This window comes from Pseudomonas sp. MF6747 (assembly GCF_963890955.1).
Taxonomy (GTDB): Bacteria; Pseudomonadota; Gammaproteobacteria; order Pseudomonadales; family Pseudomonadaceae; genus Aquipseudomonas.
The window spans coordinates 378,369-391,036 of sequence record NZ_CAWPSZ010000001.1 but is presented as its reverse complement, the minus strand read 5'-3'; the positions used below and the strand labels follow the sequence as shown (position 1 = coordinate 391,036).

The 12,668-nt window shown below is 60.7% G+C and carries 16 protein-coding genes; 7 read left to right on the top strand and 9 right to left on the bottom strand.

What is annotated here, in order from left to right:
* Positions 1–31: 31 nt before the first annotated feature.
* The 4 genes from glnK to sutA all read left to right on the top strand — a co-directional run bounded on the left by glnK (position 32) and on the right by sutA (position 2,809).
* Positions 32–370, top strand: a complete 339-nt coding sequence (gene glnK, locus AACW30_RS01830) for a P-II family nitrogen regulator (RefSeq protein WP_002555808.1) — start codon at positions 32–34, stop codon at positions 368–370.
* Between the two features lie 35 nt (positions 371–405).
* Positions 406–1,746, top strand: coding sequence for an ammonium transporter (locus tag AACW30_RS01825; RefSeq protein ID WP_017135897.1), 1,341 nt, complete (start codon positions 406–408; stop codon positions 1,744–1,746).
* A gap of 208 nt (positions 1,747–1,954) precedes the next feature.
* Positions 1,955–2,380, top strand: a complete 426-nt coding sequence (locus tag AACW30_RS01820; protein WP_071485166.1) for a secondary thiamine-phosphate synthase enzyme YjbQ — start codon at positions 1,955–1,957, stop codon at positions 2,378–2,380.
* Positions 2,381–2,482: 102 nt separating this feature from the next.
* Positions 2,483–2,809, top strand: a complete 327-nt coding sequence (gene sutA / locus AACW30_RS01815) for a transcriptional regulator SutA (RefSeq protein ID WP_106575834.1) — start codon at positions 2,483–2,485, stop codon at positions 2,807–2,809.
* Positions 2,810–3,016: 207 nt separating this feature from the next.
* Here sutA and AACW30_RS01810 read toward each other — a convergent pair whose 3' ends face one another.
* The 6 genes from AACW30_RS01810 to lptM are packed head-to-tail and all read right to left on the bottom strand — an operon-like array spanning position 3,017 to position 7,602.
* Positions 3,017–3,712, bottom strand: a complete 696-nt coding sequence (locus tag AACW30_RS01810) for an HAD family hydrolase (RefSeq protein ID WP_119737255.1) — start codon at positions 3,710–3,712, stop codon at positions 3,017–3,019.
* Positions 3,709–4,608: a tyrosine recombinase XerC gene (gene xerC / locus AACW30_RS01805; protein ID WP_124418740.1), complete on the bottom strand. Its 900-nt coding sequence runs from the start codon at positions 4,606–4,608 to the stop codon at positions 3,709–3,711. The genes AACW30_RS01810 and xerC overlap by 4 nt, the downstream gene beginning before the upstream one ends.
* Positions 4,609–4,610: 2 nt before the next feature.
* Entirely contained in the window at positions 4,611–5,327 is a 717-nt protein-coding gene (locus AACW30_RS01800; protein ID WP_106575831.1) for a DUF484 family protein, read from the bottom strand.
* Between the two features lie 13 nt (positions 5,328–5,340).
* Positions 5,341–6,171, bottom strand: a complete 831-nt coding sequence (dapF, locus tag AACW30_RS01795; RefSeq protein ID WP_200622395.1) for a diaminopimelate epimerase — start codon at positions 6,169–6,171, stop codon at positions 5,341–5,343.
* A gap of 3 nt (positions 6,172–6,174) precedes the next feature.
* On the bottom strand, positions 6,175–7,422 hold the full coding sequence (lysA, locus tag AACW30_RS01790; RefSeq protein ID WP_179610006.1) for a diaminopimelate decarboxylase: 1,248 nt from the start codon (positions 7,420–7,422) through the stop codon (positions 6,175–6,177).
* Positions 7,423–7,431: 9 nt separating this feature from the next.
* Complete coding sequence (gene lptM / locus AACW30_RS01785) at positions 7,432–7,602, bottom strand: LPS translocon maturation chaperone LptM (protein ID WP_106575828.1); 171 nt, start codon at positions 7,600–7,602, stop codon at positions 7,432–7,434.
* A gap of 238 nt (positions 7,603–7,840) precedes the next feature.
* On the opposite strand from lptM, the gene cyaY reads away from it, so the two are divergent.
* From cyaY to rnk, 3 genes are all read left to right on the top strand, one after another.
* Positions 7,841–8,173: an iron donor protein CyaY gene (gene cyaY, locus AACW30_RS01780; protein ID WP_094948747.1), complete on the top strand. Its 333-nt coding sequence runs from the start codon at positions 7,841–7,843 to the stop codon at positions 8,171–8,173.
* 2 nt (positions 8,174–8,175) lie between these two features.
* The gene (locus tag AACW30_RS01775; RefSeq protein WP_106575827.1) at positions 8,176–8,394 is read left to right on the top strand and encodes a DUF1289 domain-containing protein; all 219 of its coding nucleotides are present in this window, start codon (positions 8,176–8,178) and stop codon (positions 8,392–8,394) included.
* Positions 8,395–8,525: 131 nt separating this feature from the next.
* Positions 8,526–8,936 (top strand): nucleoside diphosphate kinase regulator, encoded by a 411-nt coding sequence (rnk, locus tag AACW30_RS01770; RefSeq protein ID WP_106575826.1) that lies wholly within the window; start codon positions 8,526–8,528, stop codon positions 8,934–8,936.
* Positions 8,937–8,947: 11 nt separating this feature from the next.
* Here the strand turns inward: rnk and AACW30_RS01765 are convergent, their stop codons facing one another.
* The 3 genes from AACW30_RS01765 to AACW30_RS01755 all read right to left on the bottom strand — a co-directional run bounded on the left by AACW30_RS01765 (position 8,948) and on the right by AACW30_RS01755 (position 12,647).
* The gene (locus AACW30_RS01765) at positions 8,948–11,788 is read right to left on the bottom strand and encodes a class I adenylate cyclase (protein WP_200622393.1); all 2,841 of its coding nucleotides are present in this window, start codon (positions 11,786–11,788) and stop codon (positions 8,948–8,950) included.
* A gap of 168 nt (positions 11,789–11,956) precedes the next feature.
* Entirely contained in the window at positions 11,957–12,211 is a 255-nt protein-coding gene (locus AACW30_RS01760) for a TIGR02647 family protein (protein WP_106575824.1), read from the bottom strand.
* A 151-nt stretch (positions 12,212–12,362) separates the two neighbouring features.
* A complete protein-coding gene (locus tag AACW30_RS01755; protein ID WP_106575823.1) occupies positions 12,363–12,647 on the bottom strand; it encodes a hypothetical protein in 285 nt (94 codons plus the stop codon).
* Positions 12,648–12,668: the final 21 nt, after the last annotated feature.

Here is a 12,668-nt window from a genome sequence, read left to right as displayed (position 1 = left end):
GGCAAGTCCACCAATTCGGGAGAGAGTTTTCATGAAGCTAGTCACTGCCATCATCAAGCCGTTCAAGTTGGACGATGTACGCGAGTCGCTGTCCGAGATCGGCGTGCAGGGCATTACCGTTACTGAGGTCAAAGGCTTCGGTCGGCAGAAGGGTCACACCGAGCTGTATCGCGGCGCGGAATACGTGGTCGATTTTCTGCCAAAGGTGAAGATTGATGTCGCCATTGACGACAAGGATCTTGACCGGGTTATCGAGGCGATAACCAAGGCGGCCAACACCGGCAAGATCGGTGACGGCAAGATCTTCGTGGTCAATCTGGAACAGGCTATTCGCATCCGTACCGGCGAAACCGATACCGACGCAATCTAAGCCGCCAAACCCCCAACGCCCCAGGAGAAAACAATATGACTCTGCGTAAATTCGCAGGGCTAGGAGCCCTGTTGTCCCTCGTAATGCCGGCCCTGGCATTGGCGGCGGACCCAGCCCCCGCTCCAGTCCTCAATTCCGGCGACACGGCGTGGATGCTCACATCCACCGCGCTGGTGCTGTTCATGACCATTCCAGGCCTGGCGCTGTTCTATGGCGGCATGGTTCGCTCCAAAAACATTCTTTCCGTGATGATGCAGTGCTTCGCCATCACCGGCTTGATCACCATTTTGTGGTTCGTTTACGGCTACAGCATGGCGTTCGACACTACCGGTATGGAAGCAGGCGTCGTCAACCTCAACTCGTTCGTGGGCGGCCTGTCCAAACTGTTCCTGTCGGGTGTCACCCCGGCGAGCATCACCGGCCCTGCGGCGCTGTTCCCTGAGGCGGTGTTCGTCACTTTCCAGATGACGTTCGCCATCATTACGCCTGCGCTGATCGTCGGTGCCTTCGCCGAGCGTATGAAGTTCTCCGCGATGCTGATCTTCATGGGCGTCTGGTTCACCCTGGTCTACGCACCGATTGCGCACATGGTGTGGGGCGGTCCGGGTTCGTTGCTGGGCGATTGGGGCGTGCTGGACTTCGCCGGCGGCACCGTGGTGCACATCAACGCCGGTGTGGCTGGCCTGGTGGCGTGCCTGGTACTCGGCAAGCGTAAAGGCTTCCCAACCACGCCGATGGCGCCTCACAACCTGGGTTACACCCTGGTCGGTGCTGCCATGCTGTGGGTCGGTTGGTTTGGCTTCAACGCCGGTTCTGCGGCTGCGGCCAACGGCACTGCCGGTATGGCGATGCTGGTCACTCAGATTGCGACCGCTGCTGCCGCGCTGGGCTGGATGTTTGCCGAGTGGGTCACTCACGGTAAGCCAAGCGCACTGGGCATCGCCTCGGGTGTGGTGGCAGGTTTGGTTGCAATCACCCCGGCTGCGGGCACCGTGGGCCCAATGGGCGCCCTGGTGATTGGTCTGGCGGCGGGCGTGGTGTGCTTCTTCTGCGCCACTACCCTGAAACGCAAACTGGGCTACGACGACTCCCTGGACGCCTTCGGCGTGCACGGTATCGGCGGTATCCTCGGCGCGATCCTGACCGGCGTGTTCGCGGCTCCGTCTCTGGGCGGCTTCAACGCGGCGACCACTGACATCGCAGCGCAAGTCTGGATCCAGTGCAAAGGCGTCGGCTTCACCGTGATCTACACGGCTATCGTGACCTTCATCATCCTCAAGGTGCTGGACATGGTCATGGGCCTGCGGGTTACCGACGAAGAAGAGGCCGTGGGCCTCGATCTGGCACAACACAACGAGCGCGGCTACAACTTGTAAGTACGCGAAAAAAAGATGCCCGGCTTGCCGGGCATTTTTTTGTCTGGGGTTTGTCTGTGGCTAAAGGTGTACGGGTTTATGCCGACTTTGTGATGGGAACCACACGGCACTTTTAAGGGTGTGAATGTCTTACAGGCATGTAGGTGTATTCGGTACTTTGTTTTTTTCCAGAGCGCGCTAGAATGCGCGCCGATAGGCGGAGAACTGTATGTGGCAACAGACCCTGATAACCCTGCGGGCCAAGCCCCGGGGCTTTCACTTGGTGACGGATGAGTTGCTCGCCGGCCTGCCTGAATTGAAGGCGTGCCGTGTGGGCCTGTTGCATTTGTGGTTGCAGCACACCTCGGCTTCGTTGACGGTCAACGAAAATGCCGACCCGGCGGTTCGCCGTGACTTCGAGCGTTTTTTCAACTCGCTGGTGCCGCAAGGGCGTGCAGGGTTCGAACACAACGACGAAGGTCCGGATGATCTGCCGGCGCACTTCAAGGCCAGTCTCCTGGGCTGCCAGCTGAGTTTGCCGGTCAAGGCCGGCCGCTTGGCGATGGGGACCTGGCAAGGTGTTTATCTGGGCGAGCACCGTGATCATGGCGGTGCTCGTAAAGTCCTCGCCACCTTGCACGGTGATGGGGCATAAGCCACTGGCAATCCAGTGGATGTTGATTTTTTTCCGGCGACCTCGACAGAGGGTGAAGCTGGGCTATAACTAATCTGCTTTTCGCAAGTCATGAGGTAGAACATGAGCGACGATGATCTGGAAAACGACGAACTCGAAGTCGGTGATGACGACGAGGCCGAAGAAGGTCTTGAGGCGGCAGCTGAGGACGTTGCTGACGACGACGGTGGCGACGATGCACCTGTCCCGGCAGCCAAAGGCAAAGCCAAGGCCGCTGTTTCGGTAGATGAACTGCCAAGCGTTGAAGCCAAGAACAAAGAGCGCGATGCGCTGGCCCGTGCGATGGAAGAATTCCTCGCCAAAGGCGGCAAAGTGCAGGAAGTCGAGGCCAACGTGGTAGCAGATCCACCGAAGAAGCCGGATAACAAGTACGGTAGCCGTCCTATCTGAGGTCAGCCGCTCGCTTGCATGAAAAAGCCCGCCGTCGCTGCGGGCTTTTTCATGGATGTAATAAATCCTAAGGGTCACCACCCATCAAATGTAGGAGCGGGCGTGCTCGCGAAAGCGCTTTGTCAGTTGCTGATGTGCTGACTGATACACCGCCTTCGCGAGCAAGCCCGCTCCCACATTTTGGTTTTTAGTGTTGCCGCGATAGCGTTACTGCCAACTGCGAAGCAACGGCGGCAGTTCTTTCAAGCTGCGAATTTCCGCATCCGGGCGTTTATCCGCTTCCCATGCTTTGCCCGTCGGGTTGAACCACACCGCCCGCAGCCCCGCCTGCTGCGCCCCGGCGATGTCATCGCCGGGGTGATCGCCAATATGCACGGCCTGACTGGCGTCCACGCCGGCGCGTTGCAGCGCTTCCTGAAACAGTCGCGCATCCGGCTTGGCGATGCCGATATCTTCGGCGCGCAGCGCAAAGTGGAAATAATCTGCCAGGCCCACGCGCTGCACGTCGGCATTGCCGTTGGTGATCACGCCCAGGAGGAAATGCTGGCGCAACGCTTGAAGCATCGGCTCGGCTTCGGGAAATGGCGTGAGCTGGTGCCGGGCATGAATGAACGCCTCATAGCACACGTCTGCCATTTGCGTGGCTTCGGGCTGTGGATAACCCGCCTCTTCAAACGCGTGCATCAGTACGCGGTGGCGCAGGAGGCTGATGCGGTACTTGAGTTCGGGATGGCGCTCCAGCACCTGCTGGCGAAGGCTGGCGAAATGCTCAAGAGGCAAATCGCCGACCTTGGAGGCATGGGTCGCCAGCCATTCGCGCATCGACGCTTCGGCGCCGATGATGACGGGTACGTTGTCCCAGAGTGTGTCGTCCAGGTCGAAGGTGATCAGCTTGATACTCATGAGTCGCCGCCCTTGATGCGTTTGGCCCGTGGATGGGCGCTGTCGTACACCGTAGCCAGGTGCTGGAAGTCGAGGTGGGTGTAGATCTGCGTGGTCTTGATGTCGGCGTGGCCGAGCAGCTCCTGCACCGCGCGCAGGTCCTGGGACGATTCCAGCAGATGGCTGGCAAAAGAATGTCGCAGCATGTGCGGGTGCAGGTTCTGCCCCAGCTCGCGTTCACCGGCGAGCTTGACCCGCACCTGGATCGCCCGTGGCCCCAGGCGTCGGCCTTGCTGGCTGACAAACACCGCGTCGTCCGCGGGGTTGGTCAACAGACGCAGCGGCAACCATAGCTGCAAGGCTTCCCGAGCCTTGCGGCCGACGGGCAGCACACGGGTCTTGCTGCCTTTGCCGAGCACTTGCACCAGGCCGTCCGCCAGGTCCAGTTGATCGAGGTTCAGGCCGGTCAGCTCTGACAAACGCAGGCCCGAGGAATAGAACAGCTCAAGGATGGCCTGGTCGCGGTGGGCGAGGAAGTCGTCTTCGACGGCACCGTCCAGCAATTGCAGGGCACGATCAGTATCGAGGGTCTTGGGCAGGCGCCGTTCGCCCTTGGGCGGGGCCAGGCCATTGGCCGGGTCGTGATCGCACAGGCCTTCACGGTTGAGGTAGTGATACAGGCCGCGCACCGCCGAAAGCAGGCGCGACAGGCTGCGTGAAGACTGGCCTTGCTGGTGCAGACGCGCGATGAGGCTGCGCAGGCTCTGGATATCCAGGGCTTTCCAGCTGGCGATCTGTTGTTTTTCGCAGTACGCCAGAACCTTGTTCAAGTCCCGTCGATAGGCTTCCAGGGTATGGGGCGACACCTGGCGCTCGTTGCGCAGGTGAGCGCAATAAGCGTCCAGTTGCCGTTCCATGACTAGCGCACCGCGCGCAGGGCGGTGGTGAAGCGCGGCAGTACCCGGCCCAGCACTTCAGCGATGTAGGTCAAAAACAGCGTGCCTACAGAGCTTTTGTAATGCTGCGGGTCACGGCTGGCGATCGCCAGTACGCCGTGCAGGCCTTGATGGCTGAGGGCGACCACGGCGGTGGAGCCGATCTGTTTGCGCTGTTCGGCGCCAAACAGAAAATCCAGCTCATGCTCACGCAAGGTGCCGCTGATGGTCTTGCCTTCAGAGAGCAAGCCGCCAATCGCGGTTTGCGCTTCACCACCGCTGACCCAGCGACCCACCGGCATCGGGTTGTCGCTGAACAGGATCAGGCTCACAAACGGCACCTGGAAGTCCTGGCGCAGGCTGTCTTCCACGGCAATCACCGTTTCTTCCAGGCTGGTGGCGTCCATCAGGGTAAGAATCAGGCGACGGGTCTTGTCGAAAAGGCGGTCGTTGTCGCGGGCCACGTCCATCAACTGCGAGAGCCGATGGCGCATTTCGATATTGCGCTCGCGCAGGATCTTCATCTGCCGCTCTACCAGCGACACGGTATCGCCGCGCTGGTGGGGGATGCGCAGGGCGGGCAACAGCTCTTCGTGTTCGACGAAGAAGTCCGGATTAGCCTCAAGGTACGCCGCGACAGCAGCGGCCTCCAGACTTTCGCTCGGGGATGCTTGGGCGGGTACTTGAGGCGTGTCGGTCATTAGCTTTGCTCACTCATAGGCGGACCTGTCCTTCGTATACGCGCGAGGCCGGCCCGGTCATCATCACCGGGTGGCCAGGGCCTGCCCATTCGATGGACAAACGTCCGCCGGGCAGGTCGATCAACAGCGGCGAATCCATCCACCCCTGGCTGATCGCGGCCACGGCCGCAGCGCAAGCGCCGGTGCCGCAGGCCTGGGTTTCGCCGGCGCCGCGTTCCCACACACGCAATTGTGCGCGGGAGCGGTCGATCACCTGCAGGAAGCCCACATTGACCCGGGCCGGAAAGCGCGGGTGATGTTCGATTTTCGGCCCCAATTCATGCACCGGGGCGTTATTGATGTCGTTGACCCGCAGCACGGCGTGCGGGTTGCCCATCGACACTGCGGCGATATCCACGTACTTGCCATCAACGTCGAGCGCATAGCTGGTCGCCTGCTCGGTGGCCTGAAACGGAATATCCGCCGGCACCAGGCGTGGCGCGCCCATGTTGACGCTGATCTGGCCGTCGCTGCGAACATCCAGTTCGATCACGCCGCTTTTAGTTTCGACGCGAATCTGGCGCTTGGCGGTCAAGCGCTTGTCCAGCACAAAACGCGCAAAGCAACGCGCACCGTTGCCGCACTGTTCCACTTCGGAACCGTCGGAGTTGAAGATCCGGTAACGGAAATCGACTTCCGGGTTGCTCGGCGCCTCGACGATCAGCAATTGATCAAAGCCAATGCCGGTGTGACGGTCGCCCCATTGTTTAGCGTGCTTGGGCAGGATGTGCGCGTGCTGGCTGACCAGGTCGAGGACCATGAAGTCGTTGCCCAGCCCGTGCATCTTGGTAAAACGCAGCAGCATGGCTTACTCCGGCAGCAGGCTTTCGCCAGCATACAACTCGGCTACCGTCTCGCGGCGACGCACTTCAAACGCTTGATCACCGTCCACCAGCACCTCGGCGGCGCGGCCGCGCGTGTTGTAGTTGGAACTCATGACAAACCCATAGGCACCGGCCGAATGCACGGCCAGCAGATCGCCTTCTTCCAGGGCCAGTTGACGCTCCTTGGCCAGGAAGTCACCGGTCTCGCAGATCGGGCCGACGATGTCGTAGCTGCGGCCAACGCCAGCACGTGGCTTGACGGCTGTCACATTCATCCAGGCCTGGTACAGCGCCGGGCGGATCAGGTCGTTCATCGCCGCGTCGACGATGGCGAAATCCTTGTGCTCGGTGTGCTTGAGGTACTCGACTTGCGTCAGCAGCAGGCCGGCGTTGGCGACGATGTAGCGGCCCGGCTCGAACATCAGGGTCAGGCCGCGGCCTTCAGTGCGCTCGCGCACAGCCTGGATGTAGTCGGCGATCTGCGGCGGCTCTTCATCGCGATAACGCACACCCACGCCACCACCCAGATCGATGTGTTGCAGGTAAATGCCGCACTCGCCCAGGCGATCGATCAACGCCAGCAGGCGGTCGAGCGCATCCAGAAACGGTGGCAGGCTGGTCAGTTGCGAGCCGATATGGCAGTCGACACCCAGCACTTCCAGGTTCGGCAATTGCGCGGCACGGATATACACGTCCTCGGCGTCAGCAATGGCGATGCCGAACTTGTTCTCTTTGAGACCGGTGGAAATGTAGGGGTGAGTGCCGGCGTCGACATCCGGGTTGACGCGCAGCGAGATCGGCGCACGAACGCCCATCTCGGCGGCGACGACTTGCAGGCGCTCCAGCTCGTCGGTGGACTCGACGTTGAAGCAATGCACGCCGACTTCCAGAGCGCGACGCATGTCTTCGCGGCTTTTGCCGACGCCGGAGAAGACGATTTTGTCAGCCTTGCCGCCGGCCGCCAGCACACGTTCCAGCTCGCCACGGGAGACGATGTCGAAACCGGCACCCAGGCGCGCCAGGACATTGAGTACACCCAGGTTGGAGTTGGCCTTGACCGCGTAGCACACCAGGTGTGGAACGCCGTTCAGTGGGTCGGTAAAGGAGCGGTATTGGGCTTCGATGTGCGCACGCGAGTACACATAGGTCGGGGTGCCAAAGCGCTCGGCAATCGCGGACAACGCCACGCCTTCCGCGAACAGCTCGCCGTCCCGGTAGTTAAAAGCGTCCATGGGTTTCCCTTATTGATAGGTGTCGTGCTTGTGCGCTTTTGACGGCTTTTGTGACGACTGCGCCTGGTCATTTGGGTCTTTGCTGTCATCGGGCAGGTAGAGCGGGCCTTTTTGACCACAGGCACTAACGAGGCAAGCGACCGCGACGAGCGCAGCAAGGGAAGAGATCAGGCGCTTCATGGCGAAATCCTTGAATATGCATTAATTGCGCCCGAGTATACCGACCACCCGCCAGCTTGCCTATGCGCCGAAATACCCGTCCGGCGGGGGTTTGCCGACTTGAGCGCGAAGCAGGCTACGCTGGCCGGGGATATTTCATAGCTCCATCGGTAATGAACTCGGTATCCTTTGCAATCAGCGGGGCTCGCCCGTATCGTGCGGCGCTTGAGCAGAACCAGACACTTTTGAGGTTGCCACAATGAGTTTGACCGAAGCCCGTTTTCACGACCTGGTGGATGCGACCCAGCAGGCGCTGGAAGATATTTTCGACGACAGCGGCCTGGACGTGGACCTGGAAAACTCGGCCGGCGTGCTGACCGTCAAGTTTGAAAACGGCACCCAACTGATCTTCAGTCGCCAGGAGCCGTTGCGTCAGCTATGGCTGGCGGCCCGTACCGGTGGTTTTCACTTCGACTATGACGAGGAAGAAAACCGTTGGGCGCACGACACCACCGAGGAGCTGCTGAGCGAAATGCTTGCGCGCCTCACGAAGGAACAGTCCGGCGCCGACCTGGACTTCGACGAGATCTGATCGTGACCCAGCCTGCACCCGTACGCCCGCCCAAGCCGCTGTTCAGCAATGTCAGCCCGGCGGTGCCGTCACCTTGTATCAGTTTGTGTCGCCTGGACGAGCAGAAAGTCTGCCTCGGCTGCTTCCGCCATGTGGAAGACATTCGTGAATGGCGCTCCGCTGACGATAACCGGCGCCGGGTGATCTGCGCCGAGGCCGAGCAACGCAGGGAGCGTGCCTGAGGTCGTCTTGTTTATTTGTGTCGCTGTGGTAGTGTCCGGGTACACCTCAACTCATCGAGGTCCGTGAGAACCCCGCCTTTTTCTGGCGGGGTTTTGCTTTTTTGTGCAGAAAAAAGGAGTCTGCCTGAATCATGACCGCACCTTCCATCATACTTACCCGTCTCGACGTACAGCGTCTTGAGCAATTGATCGACCGTGTAGGCGAGGACTCGCCGGGCGTCGAAGCCCTGCAACACGAACTCGACCGCGCTGAAGAAGTGGTTGGCCACGAGGAAGTGCCTGCAAGTGTCGTGACGATGAACTCCAGCGTGCATTGCCGTGAGCAAGGCAGCGGCAAGGACTATCACCTGACCCTGGTTTACCCCAAGGATGCCAATGCAGACGAGGGCAAGATCTCGATCCTCGCGCCGGTAGGCAGTGCATTACTCGGCCTGAAGGTGGGCCAGCATATCGACTGGCCGGCACCCGGCGGCAAAACCCTCAAGCTTGAGCTGCTCAGCGTTGACGGCCAGCCCAAAGACGGTGGCGCGTTCTCTCTGTAACAAGAGCCGCTTTAAACCTGCTTCAGTGCGTTGTTGAGCGACAGCTCCAGCTCGGCCTTGTAACGCAGGTACAGGTTGCTCGGGCTTTGCACATCACCGAGCAGGCCGGACAGGTCCAGGTCGGTGATGTAGCAGCGGTAACGTTCGGTTTCTCGACGTTGCCCGACGATTTCCTGGGCGACCACGGCAAACAGCTGGTCGCCAAACTCCAGTTCGCAAAACTCCCGCTGGTTGCAGTACAGGGTGATGCCCACTTGGCCGGGCGCCGCCTTGCCGATAATCGCCTGCACGTCATAAAACGGCTTATTGGCCGGGTTCTGCGGCGCGGGGCGCGGCTCGATGCCACGTGCGCGATTGCTGCCTGATGGCAACAGTTGGTAATACAAGATTTGCACTTCGCCCAACGGCTGCAGCGTATCCAGCGGCGCCAGCGCTTCGCGGCGATAGATGATCGATTGCAGAAAACGCTGCAACGGCGCCAGCAGGCTCTGCTCATCATGAAACGGCAGGCGTTGCTGCCAGAGCGCGTTGAACTCATCCAGCACATACAACTCGGCAACGCCTTCATTGACCCGGTAGAACACCTGCACGCAATCGGCCAAGCCCATCGGCAGCAGCAGCGCCAGGTCGTGGTCTTCCAGGGCCATGGCGTCCAGGTGCAACGGGCTGTAGCTGGCCAGTTCTTCGCTGAGGTAGGCAATCAGCGCGTCTTGGGTCGGCAGCGACACATGGGTGGCCTGGCCCGGCATCAGCTCCATCACGTGGTAGTGCTGCTGCACCTGCAACAGGTAGCGGTGATTGGACTGGCTAAGCAGCAGGTTTTGCGCGGTGTCGAAAATTTCTTCTACACGCTGGGCAATGAACTGCGCACGGTTGTGACAGAAGCAGCGCACTCGCAGGCGTGGCAAGTGATCCGACGGCAGTTGATTGAGGTAGTCACGCAGGCAGTCGAGCAGTGCGTGGGGGCCGTCGTAGCGGCTGACCATGACCTCGTTCCAGCTATTGAGCGTGACCTGATCCAGGGTCAGCACCAGGTTGTCGCGTACGCCGGCATAGCTCAGGGAGTCGGTGCGCTCGGTGGTCATCAGGATGTTCAAATCGCGATGATGTTTGAGCGGGTCGACACCGACGTTGATCAACAACAGCACTTCTTCCGGTACCGCCGAGCGCAACAGGCGATCCTCATCGACGCTGGCCAGGGGCAGGGCGATGGTGTGTTGCAGGCTGCCCAGCAGGTTGAACAGCTCGAATTCGGTCATGTCACTGACGCCCGGGTGCAGCGCCAGGCGGGTGCTGCTGTCGATCACGCCGTTGCGATGGCACCAGGTGAGCATTTCCAAGAGGTCGCGGCTGCGCTTGATCGGCGCGAAGTGCTCCCATTCCAGCGCCGTGAGGTTACCGTTGTACAGGCCCCAGTGATGCTGGCCCGGCTCCTTGCGATTGGGGGACTGCACCAGCGTGAGCGTGTCTTCGGCCAAGTCAGGCGCGATGCCGGGGTTGATGAACTCGACCTTGCCGGCCTTGCGTTCGAACGCTGCATACAAGCGCCGGCCCAGCACGTTCAAATCACGCTTGTTGATCAGGCTGGCGGTTTGCTCGGTGCGGGCGAACTGGGTGAGGAAGCGGTAGCTGTAATTCAGTTCGTTGACCAGCGCGCGGCGCTCGGAGGCGACCTGGCGCACTTTCCACTGGCTGCGGCTGTCCAGCAGAGCCAGTTGGCGCTGGTCCCAACCCCATTCATTGGCCAGGCGCTCCAGCAGGCGTCGTTGCCAGCCAGTGCTGCGTTGGCCGACGCTGAGCTTGCGATTGACCTTCAGGTAGAGCGCGCGCCGCACCAGTTCAAGGCGCTCCGGCTCATTGCGCGCCTTGAGGTATTCCTCGATGCGGCGGTAAACCACGATGTACGGGTCTAGCTCGTCCAGGTCCATCTGATTGGCGAACACGGCGCGCTTGAAGCGCAGGCTCAGGCAGTGCACGTTCGGGGTCTCGCTGGCGTAGACCTCGGTCAGCAGCAGCTTGAGCACTGATTTGTAGGGCGACTCGATGCCCTTGAACAACTGCCACAGCCCGGCGCCGATGAATTCGCCCGGAGGGATGTGGGCCAGGTGCCCAAGGTCCAGGGTTTCGTCGGCGCGGATGAAGCGCTTGGAGATCAGCGTATGGGTGAACTCGGCGTAGCGGCTTTCCTCGTACACCGGCACCAGCCACCAGATCGGCGTACGCCCGGCCAGCCAGATGGCGGTGCGGTAGAACTCATCCAGCAGCAGGTAATGCTGGGTGGTGCCGCAGTCGTCTGAGCTCAGTTGCGTGTCGCGCTCACCCAATACAAAGCGCGTCGGTTCGATCAGAAAAAAATGCGCCTCGGCGCCCATGGTCAGGGCCCAGGCTTCCAGCAACTGGCACTTTTTGCGCAGCTCGGCCAGTTCGGCTTCGCCAAGTTCGGGCGAGTGGCAGACCCACACGTCCATATCGCTCTGGTCCGCTTGAGCCAGGGTGCCAAGGCTGCCCATCAGGTACAGGCCAAGGATAGGCCGTGGCGGATTGCCATGGCGTGGCTTGTAGGAGAACGAACGGGTCAGGCGCTGAGCTTCAGTAAGCGCCTGGGCGTCCGGTTCGAAATTGGACAGCCCGGCCGGCGTGCTGCCCGAGACATAACCGGGCAGCAGGGGGTGGTTGACGTGGAAAAACAGCGGCAACAGCGTCAACACGCTTTGCTGGCGCGGGGTCAGACCTTCGACGGCCCGGGCCATGCGCCCTTCATTGAGGGCCATGAAACGCGCGCGCAATTGGGCCAGCACCTTGCGGTCGATGCCTTCGTCCAGGTCGGGGCGGATTTCATGGGTGCGGGTCATGTCGAACTCGTTGGCTCGCAGGGCCCGACGTGGGCGGCCGTGTAGGAGTTTACAGACAGAAGCGTAGGAGGTTTAGAGGGAAATGGTTTCTGGCGTCAGAATTTTGTGCCATCCACAGCAGTGCCCTCGGAATCCGCAGAAAGCGGACTCCATGGGCGGTATCAGGGATCAGGCAGCTTCTTTGGTGGTAGCGGTCGTCAGAATGGTCAGCAGGGTTTGGGCCTGCTCTGCAGCGTCCCGGCCAAGGCTGGTCAGGTAGCCCCCGTCTGGCTGGTCGATAAGGCCTTTCGCATGGAGGCGCTTGGCCGCGGCGATGGCAGCGGGAGCAGCGGTCTGGTGGACTTTCAGACCTTCCTTGGTGCTGTCCAAGGGGAAGAGTACAAGGATTTCCAGTTCGGCAACCAACTCAGGGGTATACGACATAAGGACTCCAGACTTTCTAAAATTTATTAGAGGCTAGCAGGGCATAAGGTGAACGCACTTTGCCGGGCTGTCCAGTGTGAAAGTCATGGGTCTTGATATGGCGCAGGTTTGTGGCGAGGAAGCAGGCTTCCCGGCCACGAAAGTGCTCGATTCAGTCGTTTTCCGGGGGTAATTCCGGCAATGCGCGCAGCGCGGTTTCATACCATTGGGTATCGAAGGCGCGGTCTTCTTCAAGCATCTTGTCGATTTCAACAGCCAGCACGTGGGCCATGAGATTCAGAATGTCTTCGCGCTCGTAGCCCACCAGGGTCAGCTTGTTGAAGGTGGCCTTGGCGGCAGGCGGGTTGTCGCTTTCGATCTGGTTTTCGATGGCCTGGGTCAGCGTGCTTTCGGTGAATTCTTCTTCGTCGTTGTCGATATCGGTCGGCTCGCTCATGGCGGGGCTCCTCAAGGAAAG